The organism is Hymenobacter properus (genome assembly GCF_015694735.1).
Lineage (GTDB): Bacteria > Bacteroidota > Bacteroidia > Cytophagales > Hymenobacteraceae > Hymenobacter > Hymenobacter properus.
In genome coordinates, this window is sequence record NZ_JADQDP010000008.1 from 1 (window position 1) to 16,866 (window position 16,866).

At 59.8% G+C, this 16,866-nt stretch carries 23 protein-coding genes; 10 read left to right on the forward strand and 13 right to left on the reverse strand.

Annotated elements, in window-relative coordinates; genetic code table 11:
- Positions 1-519: hypothetical protein (locus tag I2I01_RS21990; protein WP_196288689.1), on the forward strand; the 519-nt coding region annotated here is incomplete at its 5' end.
- A 30-nt stretch (positions 520-549) separates the two neighbouring features.
- On the opposite strand, the gene I2I01_RS21995 is transcribed toward I2I01_RS21990, so the two are convergent.
- From I2I01_RS21995 to I2I01_RS22025, 7 genes are all read right to left on the reverse strand, one after another.
- Positions 550-1,257, reverse strand: a complete 708-nt coding sequence (locus tag I2I01_RS21995; protein ID WP_196288690.1) for a nucleotidyl transferase AbiEii/AbiGii toxin family protein — start codon at positions 1,255-1,257, stop codon at positions 550-552.
- 8 nt (positions 1,258-1,265) lie between these two features.
- A complete protein-coding gene (locus I2I01_RS22000; protein WP_196288691.1) occupies positions 1,266-1,616 on the reverse strand; it encodes a DUF6922 domain-containing protein in 351 nt (116 codons plus the stop codon).
- Between the two features lie 173 nt (positions 1,617-1,789).
- Positions 1,790-2,110, reverse strand: a complete 321-nt coding sequence (locus I2I01_RS22005; protein ID WP_196288692.1) for an antitoxin VbhA family protein — start codon at positions 2,108-2,110, stop codon at positions 1,790-1,792.
- 69 nt (positions 2,111-2,179) lie between these two features.
- Positions 2,180-3,271, reverse strand: coding sequence for a Fic/DOC family protein (locus tag I2I01_RS22010; protein WP_196288693.1), 1,092 nt, complete (start codon positions 3,269-3,271; stop codon positions 2,180-2,182).
- 86 nt (positions 3,272-3,357) lie between these two features.
- Complete coding sequence (locus I2I01_RS22015; protein ID WP_196288694.1) at positions 3,358-3,657, reverse strand: antitoxin VbhA family protein; 300 nt, start codon at positions 3,655-3,657, stop codon at positions 3,358-3,360.
- A 63-nt stretch (positions 3,658-3,720) separates the two neighbouring features.
- A complete protein-coding gene (locus I2I01_RS22020; protein ID WP_196288695.1) occupies positions 3,721-3,999 on the reverse strand; it encodes a hypothetical protein in 279 nt (92 codons plus the stop codon).
- A gap of 106 nt (positions 4,000-4,105) precedes the next feature.
- Entirely contained in the window at positions 4,106-5,740 is a 1,635-nt protein-coding gene (locus I2I01_RS22025; protein WP_196288696.1) for a class I SAM-dependent methyltransferase, read from the reverse strand.
- A 592-nt stretch (positions 5,741-6,332) separates the two neighbouring features.
- On the opposite strand from I2I01_RS22025, the gene I2I01_RS22030 reads away from it, so the two are divergent.
- The 9 genes from I2I01_RS22030 (at position 6,333) to I2I01_RS22070 (ending at position 11,618) form a co-directional block, all read left to right on the forward strand.
- Positions 6,333-6,587 (forward strand): hypothetical protein, encoded by a 255-nt coding sequence (locus I2I01_RS22030; protein ID WP_196288697.1) that lies wholly within the window; start codon positions 6,333-6,335, stop codon positions 6,585-6,587.
- Complete coding sequence (locus tag I2I01_RS22035; RefSeq protein ID WP_196288698.1) at positions 6,587-6,937, forward strand: ArsR/SmtB family transcription factor; 351 nt, start codon at positions 6,587-6,589, stop codon at positions 6,935-6,937. Before I2I01_RS22030 ends, I2I01_RS22035 begins: the two co-directional genes overlap by 1 nt.
- A 41-nt stretch (positions 6,938-6,978) precedes the next feature.
- Entirely contained in the window at positions 6,979-7,443 is a 465-nt protein-coding gene (locus tag I2I01_RS22040; protein ID WP_196288699.1) for a DUF6428 family protein, read from the forward strand.
- 72 nt (positions 7,444-7,515) lie between these two features.
- The gene (locus tag I2I01_RS22045; RefSeq protein WP_196288700.1) at positions 7,516-8,289 is read left to right on the forward strand and encodes a metallophosphoesterase family protein; all 774 of its coding nucleotides are present in this window, start codon (positions 7,516-7,518) and stop codon (positions 8,287-8,289) included.
- Positions 8,290-8,301: 12 nt separating this feature from the next.
- Positions 8,302-8,796 carry a GNAT family N-acetyltransferase gene (locus I2I01_RS22050; protein ID WP_196288701.1) on the forward strand — a complete coding sequence of 165 codons (495 nt, stop codon included), beginning with the start codon at positions 8,302-8,304 and terminating at the stop codon, positions 8,794-8,796.
- Between the two features lie 18 nt (positions 8,797-8,814).
- A complete protein-coding gene (gene arsB, locus I2I01_RS22055; protein ID WP_196288702.1) occupies positions 8,815-9,921 on the forward strand; it encodes an ACR3 family arsenite efflux transporter in 1,107 nt (368 codons plus the stop codon).
- 27 nt (positions 9,922-9,948) lie between these two features.
- The gene (locus I2I01_RS22060; protein WP_196288703.1) at positions 9,949-10,380 is read left to right on the forward strand and encodes an arsenate reductase ArsC; all 432 of its coding nucleotides are present in this window, start codon (positions 9,949-9,951) and stop codon (positions 10,378-10,380) included.
- A gap of 103 nt (positions 10,381-10,483) precedes the next feature.
- Positions 10,484-10,666: a hypothetical protein gene (locus I2I01_RS22065; protein ID WP_196288704.1), complete on the forward strand. Its 183-nt coding sequence runs from the start codon at positions 10,484-10,486 to the stop codon at positions 10,664-10,666.
- Between the two features lie 82 nt (positions 10,667-10,748).
- Complete coding sequence (locus tag I2I01_RS22070) at positions 10,749-11,618, forward strand: DUF4238 domain-containing protein (RefSeq protein ID WP_196288705.1); 870 nt, start codon at positions 10,749-10,751, stop codon at positions 11,616-11,618.
- An 87-nt stretch (positions 11,619-11,705) separates the two neighbouring features.
- Here I2I01_RS22070 and I2I01_RS22075 read toward each other — a convergent pair whose 3' ends face one another.
- The 6 genes from I2I01_RS22075 to I2I01_RS22095 all read right to left on the reverse strand — a co-directional run bounded on the left by I2I01_RS22075 (position 11,706) and on the right by I2I01_RS22095 (position 16,782).
- Positions 11,706-12,902 (reverse strand): restriction endonuclease, encoded by a 1,197-nt coding sequence (locus tag I2I01_RS22075; RefSeq protein WP_196288706.1) that lies wholly within the window; start codon positions 12,900-12,902, stop codon positions 11,706-11,708.
- 48 nt (positions 12,903-12,950) lie between these two features.
- Positions 12,951-14,198: a hypothetical protein gene (locus tag I2I01_RS22080; protein WP_196288707.1), complete on the reverse strand. Its 1,248-nt coding sequence runs from the start codon at positions 14,196-14,198 to the stop codon at positions 12,951-12,953.
- Between the two features lie 98 nt (positions 14,199-14,296).
- Positions 14,297-15,040, reverse strand: coding sequence for a DUF4396 domain-containing protein (locus tag I2I01_RS22085; protein WP_317196909.1), 744 nt, complete (start codon positions 15,038-15,040; stop codon positions 14,297-14,299).
- A gap of 36 nt (positions 15,041-15,076) precedes the next feature.
- Complete coding sequence (locus tag I2I01_RS23365) at positions 15,077-15,262, reverse strand: hypothetical protein (protein ID WP_230679269.1); 186 nt, start codon at positions 15,260-15,262, stop codon at positions 15,077-15,079.
- Positions 15,263-15,340: 78 nt separating this feature from the next.
- On the reverse strand, positions 15,341-15,973 hold the full coding sequence (locus I2I01_RS22090; RefSeq protein ID WP_196288708.1) for a DUF305 domain-containing protein: 633 nt from the start codon (positions 15,971-15,973) through the stop codon (positions 15,341-15,343).
- Between the two features lie 197 nt (positions 15,974-16,170).
- Positions 16,171-16,782 carry a DUF305 domain-containing protein gene (locus I2I01_RS22095; protein WP_196288709.1) on the reverse strand — a complete coding sequence of 204 codons (612 nt, stop codon included), beginning with the start codon at positions 16,780-16,782 and terminating at the stop codon, positions 16,171-16,173.
- Positions 16,783-16,866: the final 84 nt, after the last annotated feature.

The following is a 16,866-nucleotide window of genomic DNA, read 5'->3' on the forward strand; positions in this document are numbered from 1 at the left end:
GAAGGCCGCAACGAGCAGTACTCCTACCAAGCCTCGCGGCAGGTGGGGCAAGGGCTTGGCAAGCTGATTGGCTGGGTATTGATAGCGGGGTCCCGGGTGGTGGTAGAAGTGCTGCTGGCGGCTCCGTTCCTGATGCTGGGCTTCGTTGTAATGGCTCCCCTGGATTTTCTCGGGCCAGTGCTCGGGGCAGTCCGCTTGCTGGGAATGGGTATCATGGCCTACTTGTTTTACGCCGGCCTCTACTGGCTGAAAGGATTAGTGGTTGCCCAGCATCGCCGCGAGGGTTGGCTCTGGCTACTGCCATTCTCAGTATGTGTAGCGGTTACTTGCTTGCTGCCCGGATGGCTGGTTCGGCAGTTTGTGACCAGCTCGTTTCCCACGGCCAGTCCGGTATGGGGCTGGGGCCTCGGGGTAGCTTTTGCTCTGTTTGCCTATGGGCGCTACCGCTTCACCGAAGACACCGCCCCCAGCTTAGCACTCTGGTCTTACCGCCGGGGATATAACTGGGCCCTTCGTTAATACTCAAGGCTACTTTTTCATGTTAGGCTGTCACAATTTCGGCCCTCGAAGCTTCGGTCCGGGGGCTTTTTGTTTGTTGACTTCCCGTAGTTGCTCCATCACCGGCATTAAGAGTCGTTGTTCCACGATGGGTGGAAACAGGCGGTCAGGGTTGCGCTGCATCTGCTCCAGGCGCGTGGCAATGGCAGGCCAACGGTAGCCCTGCATTTCGGGTTTCATATTGAAGTCGATGTCGCCGTGAAAGGCCAGGGCGCGGGGCACTTCGGATGATGAGGTGTTAAAACGGCCCTCGTAGGCCTGGCGCATCTGGTTCAGGGTAAGCTTTTCGCTTAGCGCGGCCACGTCCACAAAATCCCGAAGCCTTTCGCCGCTCATCACTACACCGGCCAGCTTCATGGCGCCCAGGTCTTCGAGCGAAGCCATACGAATGTTGGAGCCGGGATAGAGCACGGCCGGTCGTAACAGCGGGAATCCATAATTCACCACATCGGTTTTCACCTGGCCGATGACACCCTGAATGGCGGCTTTGTCCCATTCCGGCTCCTGGGCTCGCATTCGTTGGAGTGCGCCGTCGGCCCGCATCTCATATTTGCTTATCAGCAGGTCCTTAATTTCTCCGTCAATTGGCGTGGGGCCGTCCGAAAAAAGGTCGAGGTCGCGGCTGCGACGGTGGCCCAGATGTAACGCCAAAGCCGTTCCCCCTACCAGGACGAACGGCTTTAGCAAGGGCTCCTGCATGAGTTGCGCTAGGAGTTGAAGGTTTGCGGTATCGACTGCTTGCGCTGGTAGCATCTAAGGGTTTCCTTTTCGATGTGGAAGAACTGGCACACGGCCGCAATGGCGGCGTCCGACATATAGGGTACCGTTTCAACGATTTCCTGCACGCGCGGCCGGCCGTAGTACTCCAGCATGGCGGCCCAATCTTCTTTGCTCCCGCGCTGAATGACGCGCTGCACGATGGTACGCGCCATGGCCTGCGGGTCGATGGTGTCGGGGTCTACGTCCCACAGTAGCGTTGGCAGGTGCTCGGCCAATGGGGCCGGTACAACCTGCGGCTCGGGCGTTGCAACCGTAGTAGAAGGAGTGAGCTTTTCCATAAGTACAGGATATGTGAGCCGTGGCTAGTAGCCTTTCGTGTGACTGGAAAGCATATTCCCCAAAGCTGGATTGGGAACCAGAGGGAGAAAGGCAATACCAAGCCCTAGTCTATTTAAACACCTTTTCAGGGCCTATAGTTGCGCTAAATCAGCTGGATTTAGTAAAGCTACCATTACGGCAGGTGAGGGCCTACGCTCGATTCATCAAAGTGCAGGTACGGTTCGTACTGATGGGCCGACTCCCCTTGCGGGCCTGCTCCCGGCGCATAACTGGCGAAGGGGTCAGGGCCAGGGGCTGGCTGGTACTCGGCATCGAGCGCGGCCGACAACTGCTCCAGGTCAATCTGCCCGGCAATGTATTGGTTCTGCAGCTCCACCAGGAGCGCTGAGGGCGGGCGATTTTGGCTCATTGACACGCCAACCGCAAACTTCACCACCTCGCGACGCTGCTGCTTGGTTTGCTCGTTTTCGGAGAAATAGAGGGCCTTTTCCACCACTACAAGATACGTATAAAAGCTCGCATCGGCCGACCTGAGCGGCCCTGAATCATCTCGCTTTCGAACTCACAACTTTGGGCCTCGACGCTTCAGCTCCGGTACTTTTTGCAGCGGCTCGTCTTTGCTGGCTACCGGTACTTTCGGTTGTTCCAAGCCGGTGGATGGCGCGGCCTTAAGCGGTGGCCCGACTATCAGCAGCACCACCGTAACCAGAGGTAACGCCTTTAGCAACCGCGCCACGCGCTGGCGCAGCCGGGCATCTTCCATCTTGGCGGGCATTTGCTCCAGTAGCTCGGCTCCGGTTTTCAGGATGGCCAGCCGCGCCGGCTGCTGCGCGTCGGGGTGCACCACGCCGCGGGTGCCCTGCATAATCTGCCGGGCTACTGCGGTGTGGCGCCCTCCCAGCAGCGCCCGCCAGATGGGCTCCTGGCTCTGCTGTACCTCGCGCATGGCATCCACGCGCTGCAGAAAATCAGACACTGCCACGGGCGCGGCAGGGGCTAACACTAGCTCCGGGAGGGGCGTGGTAATCTGGCCAAAGAAGGTGCGGAGCGGCTGCAAATCCGTTTCCGGGTTCCCGGCAGGCCGTAGAATAGCGTAGTCCCGGGCCTGGTTGTATTGCTTGGGGTGCGACTGCGCAACAAGGTTCACGTCGTAGCCGGCATTTTCCGCCAGCACTTGAAAGGCCGCGCCCAGGGTCCGGCCATTACCCTCCCGAAAGGCGTGGGCGTAGTTGTACTGGTCGAAGTAGTAGGCAGCCCGCGCCACGAACTGGTCTTTGTCCAGCCCTTTCAAAAAGCGCTCAGCGGCCAGCTGCTGCCCGATGGCATCCAGGTGCGCGGGCAGTTGCTGGTAGCTGCCAAAGTACATAGTGTACATGCCGGGGCCCTCCTTATCAGCCGATGTTGACTTGGTGGCCTGGAACTCGCCCCAAGCGCGCGTTTCGCCAGCCCACTGGTAAACATCCTGAAAAAGGTGGCGGTGCAACTCCTGCAGGCCCTGGGCGTTGTGAGGCGCTACTTCCACGTGGCCGGCGAGCACCTCCAGCAGGCGGAAGTGGAAGCGGTTGCCTTCGACCTCGGCCAGCTTGTCCTCATCAGTGATGTTGAGCTTGTTAATCAGAACACCGGTGTGGGGGTCGGTAAAACCGTCAGTCATAAGAAAAAGCCGCGCGGGAACTGGGTAAGCAAGCAAAACGCCCCACCAACCGGCAGGGCGTTAGCGAATAGATAAGAAGCGAAGGGCTAGTGCGATAAAGAGCGGGCCTTGGCCACGGCGGGCGCCGGCCGGGGCGCCACCGCCAGGATGCCATCGGCTCCCCGCGTGGGTACCGGCGTCTGGGCCTGGGCTTGATAATAGGCATCAAGCTGGGTATTTACCTCGGCCAGGCTCAGCTCGCCGTTGATGTAGCGCTGGCTCAGCTGCTCGGCAAAGGGGCTCAGCTTGCGGTCCTGGGTCGCGTTCAGCGCGGCCGCCCGGTCCGACAGCGCCTGGCGCTGCTCGCGGGTTGCTTCCTTGGGGCCGAATTTTACGAAGGTATCCATGTTGTTTCGCCTGAGTGGTCTACTACGGCAAACGAAAGTTAGGCAAAAATGTGCCAAACCGGGCTACTGCTTCGCCCCGGCCGCCTGCGCATCGGCCAGGGCTGCATCCAGTACCGTCTGCACGGGCACGGCCAGCAGCTCGGCTACTCGGAGCGCCTCGGCCACGGTAAGTCCGGAGGGGTCGGTTTCGCGCTGCTTGATGGTGCGGTAGGTCATCTGCAGGTGTTCCTGCAGCTCGCGCTCGGTGAAGGTGAAGCGGCCGTGGCGCAGCAGGTTGCTGAAGTGTTGCCCCGCCGGCGGGGCAGCACCGGGCGGAGGCGAGGGAGGGGATGGGGTTTTCATGCAGGCAGTATAACGCTTACCGTCCTTACGGAAGTAGGAGCAGGGCAATGCGCTACCACCCCCGTCGCGTGCCAGCGGACGGCAACCCGCCCGCTGGCAACGGTGCTCAGGCCGCAAGCTGCAGCTGCATTTGGGTGCCGGGCGCGGCCAGCTGCTCTGTCTCGGGCACCAAGGGCTGCGGCTTCGCGGTGGCCGCTTTGGCCTGGCGGGCGCGGTAGGCGGCCATTTCGGGGCCGGGCAGCCACTGCTTGCCGGCGCAGGCCCGTAGGTTGAATTCCTGCCAGAGAAATTCCTCGCGGAAAATCAGGTGCACCGTGCCCTTCTTGAAGGCCCGGATTTCAAAGAACCGGCTGTAAACTGTGTAGACGCCGTTCGGGTTGGAATTCTGGTTACCGTAGCGGTCAAGGGCGGTGTCGATGCCCACGCAGGTATCGTAGTTCTCGCCCGTCAGATAGCACATCACCCGGTCAATGTCGGCGTAGTCGTCGCGGCGGCTCCAGTTCACGCGGAAGCCCTTGCCGGAGAAGCTTTCTTCCACCGCGTAGGGCAGAATCACCTTGCGGTTTACCTTCCACTGCGAGTTGGTGACCCAGCCCTCCACGTGCAGGCGGTTTTCCTTGTGGTACTTGGTGAAGGTGTCGAACACCGATTCCACGGCCTGCTCCATGATGGTTTCCCGGTTGTCGAGCACCAGCGCCACCAATTCGGCTACGGCTTCGTGGGTGAATTCCTGGTAGCCCTGGGCCTTGCTGAAGGCCGCGAAGTTGCGGCGCACGTCGGCCGTCATCAGCTTCTGAATGTTCACCTTGTCGAGCACCAGCCCCCAGATTTGCTGGTTCATCTCGTCGGCAAAGTTGTTGTAGCTCGTGCGCAGGCTGCCGCGCTCCAGGCTGGCCTCGGCCAGTTTCAGTACGTCCTGGTATTCGCTGCGCAGCAGACTTTTAGCGTAGAACTTCATCCCCTCGCGGGCCTGCAGGTAGGCGGCGTACTGGGCTTTGAGGCCTTCGTATTCGGCGGCCATGTTGCCGATAACGTCGCGGGTGGCCACGGCATTGGCAAAGAGGTTTTCATCCAGCTCCGGCCCCCGGCGGCCCCGGCTGCTGAACTCGAACGTGAGGCGGTCGGCCTTGGCGGGTTTGTGCAGCCGGACCAAGCTTACCGCTACGTTGGTGGGACGCTCGGCCTCGGCAAAAACAGCTCCCAGGGCCTCGCTCGTGCCGTGGTCCTCGATGAGGCGGGCCAGCAGCTGCCGGGTTTCGGAGTAGGGGTTGGTCAGCGTTTCGGTATTAAGCAAACACACCACGTCGCCGCCGGCGGCTACTACGTCCCAGGCTTTGAGCAGATGTCGGTCGCCGTTGGAGAAGGGCGGGTTCATGATAATAAGGTCGAAAAAATGGTCGCCCCGGTAGTTCAGAAAATCATTGGCAATGACCTTGTAGCCCTTGTCATGCAGCACGGCGCGCAGCTCGGGGTCGGCCTCGCAGCAGTACACGTTTTGCTTGCCGCTACGGCTGTGGTAGTCCTCCCGGTCCAGCCAGGCCGTCAGCTCGTCCACGATGGCCCCGCTGCCGGCGCTGGGCTCCAGAATGGTGAGCTTGCGCAGGGCTGCCGCGGCCGGGTTGTAGCGGCGGTACCGGTCGCTGCCCGGCTCCTCGTCGCCGGTGGAAGCGGGGTTGAAAAACGGGTCGAGCATGCGCTGAATAACGGCGGCCGGGGTAGGGAAGAATTCAGGATTGAGCATGGCGCTTAAAAGGGCTAAGGTGATAGTGTACAACCACTTGCTTATCCTATTAAACGCAATTTCAGGCATTTTTGTTGCTAAAAAGACAACAATATTTAGCTAAAATCGACTTGCCGTTTTGACTGCGCCAACTCCTTCTTCCCCCTTGTTCCTTATAAAAAACTGCCGGCGGTACGCCGGCCCCAGCACGCCGCTGGCGGTACCGGCCCTTGCCGGTTCGGCCAGCAGCCAATGAAAGGAGGGAGGCCCGGCCGGGGCTGCAAAGCGCACCGGGGGCGGGACCGGTATTCCGCCGCGACCAGCGGGAGCAGAGGAGAGCCGGCCCCGCTCCCGAGTAAGCGCCGCTGCCTGGGCCGGGCCGGCGCGGTGGGGTTTTGCGAGAAGGATAGGAAGAGCGCGAGCAAAGGGAGCGGTGCGCAGCACGGTAGCATAGCGGACTTCTGCATAGCCTGGTCCAGCGGGCTCGCCCTCCCATAATCCCTTAAAACAGCCTGTATTCGGCCATGCGGGGAAAAATTTAATCTATGTCGTAAACTTACGTCACATCATGTCGTATATTTGCGACATACGACCATCCTTGCTTCTGATGCCTATGTCTTCCAACGCGGATAACCTAACTCATCCCCTGCTGCGCGTGGTGCTCGAACGGGTGTTGCGCACCGAATGCCTTGTGCTGGAAGGCCTCCGGCTCCAGACCCAGGGCGGCTACAACGGCCTGCCGGGCGGCGGCGGCGAGGAACGCCTGCAGGCCGCCGAAGAGCGGGCCTACCAGCGGGCCGAAACCCTGCTCACTCAATTGCTGGCCGCCGCACCAGCTGTCCCTTCCGCACTTCCTGCTTCCGCCTAATGACTTACGCCAAAACCGCCGCCTTCACCGAAGAGCAACAGTACCTATCTCGCGTGGCCAAAGCCCTGGCCCACCCGGCCCGGGTGGCCATCATCCAGTTTCTGGCCAGCAAGCAAACCTGCATATCCGGCGACATTGCCGCCGAGCTGCCCCTTTCACGCACCACCGTGTCGCAGCACCTGCAGGAGTTGAAGGCGTTGGACCTGATTCGCGGCGAGATTGATGGGCTGACGGTGTGCTACTGCCTCAATACCGAGCTGCTGCACAAGGTGCACCAGCAGTTCACCGCCTTTTTCATCGAGGCTACTAGCGGCGCGGTCTGCGGCCCGGACGATGCCTGCGCCTGCTAGGCCCACTCAACTTTTCATCCTCTTTTTAACAACGAAACGCCATGAAAATCTCTGAAATCAAGAAGTCCCTGGCTGAAGTGGAAGCCATCAATTTCCGCCTACCCACGGGTGAGTACCTGCCCGCGCACTTCCACGTCACGGAAGTCGGTTTGGTGAGCAAGCACTTCATCGACTGCGGCGGCGTGGAGCGCAAGGAAACCGTGGCCAACTTCCAGCTCTGGGAGGCCGGCGACTACGACCACCGGCTAGCCCCCCAGAAATTCCTGCACATCCTCAACCTGTCGGAAAAGATTCTGGGTAGCGAGGATTTGGACATTGAAGTGGAGTACCAGCAGGCCACCATCGGCAAGTTCGGCCTGGCCTTCGACGGCACCGATTTCGTGCTCACGTCCAAGCAGACAGCCTGCCTGGCCCAGGATGCCTGCGGCATTCCGGATGCCCAGTCGTTTGCGCTGCCCCAGCTGCTAACGGCCGGCGGCTGCACCCCGGGCGGCGGGTGCTGCTAAAAAGCCCAGCCGGCGCGGCCCTCCCAGGTCGCGCCGGTTGACTTTTCCCCTCGTTCATTTCTTCCAATTTCGATGACAATTGCCTTTTTCTCCGACGTGCACGGCAACTTGCCGGCCCTGGAAGCAGTGCTGGCCGACATGGAGCAGCGCCGGCCCGACATGATTTTCTGCCTGGGTGATTTGGTGGGCTACGCGCCTTGGCCCAACGAAGTGGTGAACGAGGTGCGCCGCCGCGGCATTCCCACCCTGGCCGGCAACTACGACCAGGGCATCGGCCTAGCCAGCAGCAACTGCGGCTGCGCCTACAAAACCGACACCGAAAAGGACTTGGGTGCCCAAAGCATCGCCTACACCAACCACATCGTGGGCGATGCCGAGCGGCGCTACCTGCGCCTGCTGCCCAAGCATATGCGCCTGGAGTTTCAGGAGGAGCCCTGCACCCTGAACCTGCTGATGGTGCACGGCTCGCCCCGCAAAATCAACGAGTACCTGTTTGAGGACCGGCCCGAAGCCAGCTTCCTGCGCGTGCTGGCCGAAGCCAACGCCGACATCATGCTCTTCGGCCATACCCACAAGCCCTATCACCGCACCTTCGCCTACGAGGTGGAAGGCGAAACCCGCTACCGGCACGCGCTCAACATCGGCTCGGTGGGCAAGCCCAAGGACGGCGACCCGCGCGCGGCCTACCAGCTGCTGCACCTCGACGAAAACACCAAGCTGACCGACCCCGGCAGCGTACGCTCGGAGCTGGTGCGGGTGGAGTACGACGTGGAGAAAGCCGCGCAGGCGGTGGAAGCCTCGCCGCTGCCCAATGAGTACGCCGATATGCTGCGCAAGGCCTATTAATCGGAGTTAATCATGACCATTGAACCACTCAGCGAAGCCCATTGGCCGGCAGTAAAGTTCATCTACGAAGCCGGCATTGCCACCGGCAACGCCACCTTTGAAACGCAGGCCCCCGAGTGGGAGGCCTGGGACCGGGTGCACCTGGCGCACAGCCGCCTGGTGGCCGTCGATGAGGCCGGCGCAGTGCGGGGCTGGGCGGCGCTCTCGCCCGTGTCGAGCCGCTGCGTGTACGGCGGCGTGGCCGAAATCAGCATCTACATCGGGGCCGAGGCGCGGGGCCAGGGCGTGGGCCGGCAGCTGCTGCAGGCCCTGATTGCGGACTCGGAAGCCCACGGCATCTGGACGCTGCAGGCCGGCACCTTCGAGGAAAATGCGGCCAGCATCGGCCTGCACACGCGGGCCGGCTTTCGCGTCATCGGCCACCGCGAACGGATTGGCCAGCACCACGGCGTGTGGCGCAACACGGTGCAAATGGAGCGGCGCAGCCCTTTGGTCGGCGTCGCTTAACTCAACTGCTTACTTCTTATGACCACCCTGAACCAACCCCTGCCCGCCGCCCCGGCCCCCGCCGCGCTGGCCGAAAAGAAACTCTCCGGCCTCGACCGGGGCCTTACGCTCTGGATATTCCTGGCCATGGCGCTGGGCGTCGGCCTGGGCTACTTCGTGCCGGGCATTAACGGGGCCATCAACTACTTCTCGGTGGGCACGGTGAACGTGCCGCTGGCCATCGGCCTGATTCTGATGATGTACCCGCCGCTGGCCAAGGTGAAGTACGAGCAGCTGCCCACGGTCTTCAAAAACACGCGCATCATCGGCCTCTCACTGTTTCTGAACTGGATTCTGGGCCCGCTGCTCATGTTCTTCCTGGCCGTCTGGTTGCTGCCCGACAAGCCCGAATACATGATGGGCCTCATTCTTATCGGCATTGCCCGCTGCATTGCCATGGTGCTGGTCTGGAACGATTTGGCCGACGGCTCCCGCGAGTACGCGGCCGGGCTTGTGGCCCTCAATTCTATCTTTCAGGTGCTGTTTTACTCGGTGCTGGCCTGGCTGTTCATCACGGTGCTGCCGCCCTACTTCGGGCTGAAAGGCTACGCGGTGAATATCGGCATCTGGGACATTGCGCAGAGCGTGCTGGTGTACCTGGGCATTCCCTTCGCGGCCGGCTTTCTCTCACGCACCGTGCTGCGCCGCCTGAAAGGCGACGAGTGGTACGAGAAAGTGTACATCCCGGCCATCAGCCCCATTACCCTGGTGGCGTTGCTACTCACCATCGTGCTGATGTTCAGCCTCAAAGGCGAAACCATTGTGCAGGTGCCGCTCGACGTGCTGCGCATTGCGCTGCCGCTGGCCCTGTACTTCGGCATCATGTTCGTGCTCAGCTTCGCTGCCGGCAAGTACCTGGGAGCCGACTACGCCGAGAATGCCAGCATTGCCTTCACGGCTACCGGCAACAACTTCGAGCTGGCCATTGCCGTGGCCATCGGCGTGTTTGGCCTGAACTCGGGCCAGGCCTTCGCGGGCGTTATCGGTCCGCTGATTGAGGTGCCGGCGCTGATTGCCCTGGTCAACCTGGCCTTCTGGTTCCGCCGCCGCTGGTACGGCGGCAAAACCGTGGCTTCGGCCGCGTAACTCTTCTCCCTGCTTTTTTCTCCGCTCATGTCTAATAAGAAAGACGTGCTGGTGCTCTGCACCGGCAACTCCTGCCGCAGCCAGCTGCTGCACGGCTACCTCGCTAAAGAACTAGGCGAGCGCGCCGCCGTGTACAGCGCCGGCGTCGAGGTGCACGGCCTCAACCCCCGCGCCGTGCGGGTAATGGCCGAAGACGGGGTGGACATCTCGCATCACACCAGCAACCACGTCGACGAGTACGCCGCCGTGCCGTTCGACTACGTGATTACGGTGTGCGACCATGCCAACGAAGTGTGCCCGGTTTTCCCGTCCACCGCCAAGAAGCTGCACCACAACTTCCCCGACCCGGCCAAGGCTACCGGCACCGAGGAGGAAATCATGCAGCAGTTTCGCGCGGTGCGCGACCAGGTGAAAGCCTACGCCCACGACTTCGTGCAGGCGCAGTTCCAAGCAACTTAAAGCAACTGAATAACAGCCGTGTAGGCTAGCAAGGTCTTACGCGGAATTCTTCGCTCAAACGCACGGTTGAGGTAAAGAGAGTTTTTCCCTCTCGCCCTGCTATATGGCAACTAACAAACCGGCCGGCGACGGCCACCGCAACGGCTCAGTGCGCGACCGTTCGCAAGTTTTCAACCCCGTCACGGAGCAATACGTGAAGCGGAACACCACCAACGGCCAGTTCATGGACGTGAAGCAAGATGGTACGCCTTTCAAAGGCGTGAGAAAAGAGAAGGGAGGCAAATAGTGCTACTTCTACTCTGTTTTTCTCAACTAAAAGGCGGCTCCGAAATGGAGTCGCTTTTTTATTTCAATTGTTGCCCCCGCTAATGCAGGTATCACGCCGACACCACTACATTCCCCAGTTCCTCATCAAGAATTTCGCGGATGCCGATGGACTGCTCTACCTGCTTGATAAGCAGACGGGTAGAATAGCCAAGCAGCGGCAAAGTCCGAAGGCCATATTCTTTGAAATGGACCGGAATACGGTTCTCTTTCACGGCCAACCCAAAGACCATCTGGAAGCCCTGTATGCAGCTTTGGATGACAAGGCCGCCGCCGATTTGCAAAACGTTCTTCGCTCCCGAAAAGCTTCTCTCGAAGAAGTAGTAAGCATGGTGGCGCTGGCCAGCTCGCTTAAATGGCGCATACCGGCGAGCGACCCGGAGTTTGGCCAACTGAAAGAGGAGTTGAGCCTGGCCGACCTAAAAGCTGAAATCCGGCCCATCGACCAAGCTAAACCAGTGGACCAGAACGCGCTGAACCAATTGGTGGATTCGGATGCTATCAAAGAGGCCAAGCGTATCTTATTGCCCCTGCTGCCGTTGTTTGACGAGAATAAACTTACCGACATTCACGCCAGCTGGTTTATTCACTCGCAGCCCGATGAACGGTTTCCCTCCGTAATTGGAGACTGCCCCCTACTGGAAAGGCCCAATGCTGATTATAGCAAGCTGGAAGACTTCATCTTTCCGCTAAGCGCTACCGACACGTTTATTTACAAGCACGGGGCCCAGAAGCGGATTAAAAGCCCAATTTTTACTATCCAGAAGGACTTAGCTACCCTTCACTATTCCACGCGTTACGTTGCGTGCAGGAGCAAAACGCACTTGGAAACCATCGTGCAGATGTACAGCGCAATGCAAGCTCAAAACCAAGTAGGACAGCTCACGAAGCTCTTATTTGACTTCATCGCCTAGTCCCTTTAGCGAAATTCGAAACCCTGAGCAACTATCAGCCAGGTTCACTCCCCACGTTTCGCGCAATCTTTCACAGGATGCGGTTAACTACCCACGCCACCGCCAAGCTCTTCTAAAGCCCTTAGCCTCGGCGTCCGCAACGGTTAAGGCGTAAAACTCACCTGCCTTGTCCAGCTTGGTTCGGTCGTACATCTGGTCAAATGGCAAGTGATAAATCCGCTCACCCGTTGCCGAACTGATGTGGCATTTTATCATCGGAAAAGCTCCCAGTTTCACCTGCTCCCGTACCTGGATTCCTAAAGCCTGGGCAAATTTGCGGGCTGTATCCGACAAATCCGTTGAGGTGCAAAACACCCCCAGAATGTTACTGGCGGACAGTAACTGCGGGAAAAGGTGAAGCTGCTGCTCAGCTAGCTTTTTCTGCGCTGAGTCCAGATAGAATTTGACGGTGGTCCCGAACAGCTGGTTGATGTGCTTCTCGTGGATGAGCTTGTGCTTGCTCCAGTACTTGCATTGCACGATGAGGGTGTTGCCGTCTTTACGACAGATTAAGTCCCTTCCCAAATCTTCCTTGCCATTCTCAATACCAAAATAGGTTACGGTATAGCCTTCGCACTCATACAAGTACCCCACGAAGCGCTCGTAGTCACGGCCCAGTTGATAAGAGCTTTTCCGGCCCTGCATGTACCGCTCCAATGCCCGCTGGTTACGCTCGGTCGTGGAGAGGCTGCTGTATTCTCCGGCCGTCAGAAAAACACTCACCGGGTCGGCCTCCTGCGGTGCTTGCTCGCCATACGTATCCTTTATTTCCAGCAGCGCCTCCTCTATTTCTCCTTCGCGAAACTCCGTCAGAAATGGAAACAGGCCTTCGTACTGGTTGATGACGTACTGCAGGTGCTTCAGCTGAGCAGCCAGAATGCGTTTCTCTTTGCCGACTTCACGCACTGCCTGGGCAGAGGACTTGGCCGGCCGGGGCTTAAAGGCCAAATAGTCAGCAACCTGATTGTTATTGAGCAAGACCAGGTCCGCAATTGCCCCAGCCAGCCAGGGAAAGCTTTTGCTTTTCTCGGTTAACACTTTTTCCAATCGAGCCACATCAGCGGTACGCTTGTCAAGTATTTTCTCCCGGACATTTAGCTCGGAATTCCTGGTTTGGTAATCCTTGTAAAGGCTGCTCTTTTCCTGAGCCAGCTGCTTATCAAGCCGGTTTTTTCTAATTGCTAGCAGCCCTAATCCGACCAGAAATCCGAGCAACACCAACCATAGATACAGATACTCGGCCATAAATAGTCAAGCTAACTAATAGTCATACCAGGGAACAAACAGGGACGCTTACACCGAGCGCGCAATCTTCAGCATGGCCGCCGGCGAGTCGCCGAACTTGCAGAGCGCCTCGCAGTGCTGGCGCAGCTCCGAAAACAGGATGTAGCGGATAGTAGCGCCGGCAGCCCGAATGGCGGGGCGTGAGAGTTGGGCCAGCACTTCCTTCTCACGGGCATCGGGCACCACCAGGTATAAAGCAGTTTCGTGCTCGGGCATGGAGAAAGCCAAGTCCGTCAGGCGCAGGATGCCGCTGTAGATGCTGGTACTTTTCTCCACCTCGAAGGCCGCTACCACGCGGTTGGTGCCGGGCGCAAACCACACGATGTCGATGAGGCGGATGGTGCTGGCCACATCGGCCGGCACGGGCAGCTCGGGGTGCTGGTCAAGGCAGAGAAACGAGAGCTTCTGCCCCCCGCAGAGGCGGTTGCGGTCGTTGATGGCCGTGGTTACGTCGCAGCCCAGAGCCTTGCCCACGCGCAGCAGGTGGTGCTGCATCTCGGTGTGCTGGTTTTCCTCCTGCGCTTCGGTCTGCACCTCCTTGTGGCGCTTCTGGGCCTGCTGCTGGTACTTGTCGCGGTCCTCGTCGGTGGCAAACTGCTGGTCGCCGGCAATCATCTTTTTCACGCCCACGTCGAAGAGCAGGCCGCTCAACGCGCCGTAGTCGAGGCTCAGGTGCTGGCGGTGCTCCTGGTTGAGGTCGCGCAGCCGGTCGCGCATGCGCAGGTATTCCGACCAGGAGCCCAGCTTGATTTTCTCCCCGAACAGCGCGTTGAAGCCGTTGACGATTGCCGTGTTGCAGGGCGGCATCAGCGTGGGGTGCAGGAAATACAGGATGCTGGCCACCGCCGGGCCGAGGCCCTTGATTTTGCGGCGGTCCAGAATGTCGATTTCCTTGAGCAGCTGCTGCTCGGTGGTGGCCGCCAGGCAGCTTTCCAGAAACTGGCCGAAGGCCCGCTTGTTGTCCTCGTGCTCGTAGATGTCGGGGATGCGCAGCTTGGGTTTCCAGTAGAAGGGGTGGGCCGCGCCCTGAAACACCTGCTTCTGCTCGCTGATGACGCTGAGCACGAATTCAAGGGAGGTGCCCTTAAAATCGTTGCCGAAACTGCCCGCCTTGATGTCCTTCACCACCTGCTGCACCCCGCGCCGGATGGAGCGGAAAGCCTTCAGGCGCTCTTCGTTGTTGATGAACCAGGTATTGTAAACGGACTCGGAATCAGCTTTGTATTGCTGGATAAGGGGCGGTAGCGCGGCGGACATAAATCGGGGTGGGCCAATGGAACCACTAAGATGCGCAGAACCCCGGGGTCCGCAAGCCGGGACGCTCAAAATCCGCCGTCACGGCCGGTTGTTGCGACCTAATGCGTCATCCCGGGCATGGCCATTTGCGGCATATTCATCGGCTGCCCGGGCCGCATGCTAAGGTCGCCGTACCGGGCCGCTACGTAGTAGCCCGCGGCTAGCATCACCAAGGTCAGCACCGTTACCAGCGCTTTGCGGCCGGCCGAAACCTGGCCGTCGCCTTCCATGCGCATACCTGGCATGGCGTGTCCGGCGGGCGCGCTGGCGGCCAGCGGGGCGGCGTGCGTCATGCCGGCCATGGCCATGCCCGCGTGCTGGTGCTCGGCGGCGACCGGGGCCCCGCCCTTGCCCAGGGCCCGCTCGGTGCCCATGCCGTGCTTGAGCTGGTGCTTGACCGGCCACCAGTTGACGGGGTAGGCCACCACGACGCCCACGAGCGTAGCGGCCGACATCGAGGCCCAGAACCAGGGCGAGGTGGCTTCCATCGCCCGCATGTCGCGGCTCATGAGAAGCACCATGGTGGGCAGCATACCGGCCATCATGGCGTTCATCGACATCCACTCCGGCAGAAACGAGCTACGCACGGCTTCTCCGTAGCTCATGTTCATCATGTCCTTCATAAACAGAGCCTGGAAGATAAACAACCCGAATAAGAACCCTACCGCGTATTCCACCCAGATATCGGTGCCCATGCGCAGGCCAAAGTAGCCGGTGATGGCGGCGGCCACGATGATGCCCGTGGCATCGCCGGCCGCGCAGTGAATCGTGGAGCCCACGGCCTGCTTCCAGAGCGGGGCCACAAACGTCTCGTGGGTGCCGGGCGAGGGCTCGCGGCACTAAAACCAGTACACCAGCAGCCCCACCGGTCCGGTGTAGAGCGTGACCAGCACCCAGCCCCACTTCATCACTTTCATCTCCGGGGTGCTGGTAAACAGGTCCCAGGCCACGTAGAGCACCGAGAGGAACGTGAGGCCTAACCAGGCCCAGAGCAGCCATTCCGGCAGCCAGGGAGTGTTGTGCATTTCCATTGGGAACGGGTGTAAATTAAAAAGCAGCGGGCTACGTAGCCCGCTGCTTTTTAGGTGAAAGGAAGGAGGACATTAGTAGCCTTTGTTGGTCAGCAGCCACTCCTGCATCTCCTTTATTTCCATCATCTGCTCGTCAATTATCTGCCGCGCCAGGGCTTTGGTTTCGGTGTGGCGACCCAGGTCCAAATCGGCCTGCGACGTTTCGATGGCGCTCTGGTGGTGGTCCTGCATGAGTTGGGCAAAATCGCGGTCGGTATTGCCCGTGATAACGCGCAGGTCGTTGGCGCGCATCATCTTATCCATGGCCATCATCTGGCGCGTGTTAAACGCCGGCACGAGTGGCGTCTCCACCCGGTGACCGGCCAGAAACGCGTTAAACTGCGTAATCTCCGCCTGTTGCGCAGCAATGATGCGGGTGGCCAGGTCCCGCATCTGGGTGTCCTTGCCATTTTTCAATTCCTCCTGGGCCATGGTAATGGCTCCCTGGTGGTGCATCACCATCATCATGGCGTAGTCCTGGTCGGGGTCCTGGGTTTTCATCATGGCATCCATCTTCTTCATCATGTCGTGCATGAGGGTCATCATGGTGTTCTGGTCATGCGCCTGCACTTTCAGGCTGTCAGAATCGTCTTTGCTGCACGCGGAAACGAGCGTAACGGAAGCCAGCAGCAGGGCCAGCAGGGGAAGGCGAAATAGCTTTTTCATAATAGCAGGACGTGGTTAAGTTTTCCTGATTGCTAAAACGGCCTGCTCTAACCCAGGATTTATACCGATGCAGCCCCGGCTTGCATAATTTTCAACCAACCCACGCTGCCCATCACCAGAGCCGCTCGCGACTATCACAAAAAAAGGCAGCCCGGAATGGGCTGCCTTTTCGTGCGTTTGAGCGGTACCGCCGGACGCTACTTGTTACGCGTGAGCCAATCCTGCAGCGCCAGGATTTCCTGCCGCTGGTCGGCAATGATGGCCTGCGCCAGGGCGCGGGTAGTGTTCTCACGGCCGTGCACCAGCAGCGCCTCGGAGTTGTCGATGGCCGCCTGGTGGTGGTCGACCATGAGCTGGGCAAAGTCATAGTCGGCCCGGCCCGTGATGGTGCGCTTATCGCTGCTGGCCATCATCTTGTCCATGTTGGTTTTCTGGAGCTGGGTGAACTGCGGCACGAGGGGCTGCCGGGCCGGGTGGCCGCTGAGGAAGGCGTTGAACTGCGTGATTTCGGCCTGCTGCTTGGTGATGATGGTCTGGGCCGTCGTTTTCATTTCCTGGTTGGTGCCGCTTTTCAGCTCCTCCTGCGCCATTTTGATGGCCGCTTCGTGGTGCAGCACCATCTGGGCCGCAAAATCGTGGTCGGGGTCCTGGGTTTTGGCCTGCGCGTCCATCTGCGTCATCATGTCCATCATGATGGTCATGTACACACTCTTGTTATGGTCAGGGTCCATGTCGTGGCTTTTGGAGCAGGAAGCAACGAAGAGCCCCAGCAGGGCCAGCATCAGCAAGGGGATACGGAGATGGGGCATAGACATTATGAATGTTTGATGAAGTTCCATAACACCCCAGCCGGCCGCTTAGATTTTACATATCCGCGCAATTTCCTTGCATAA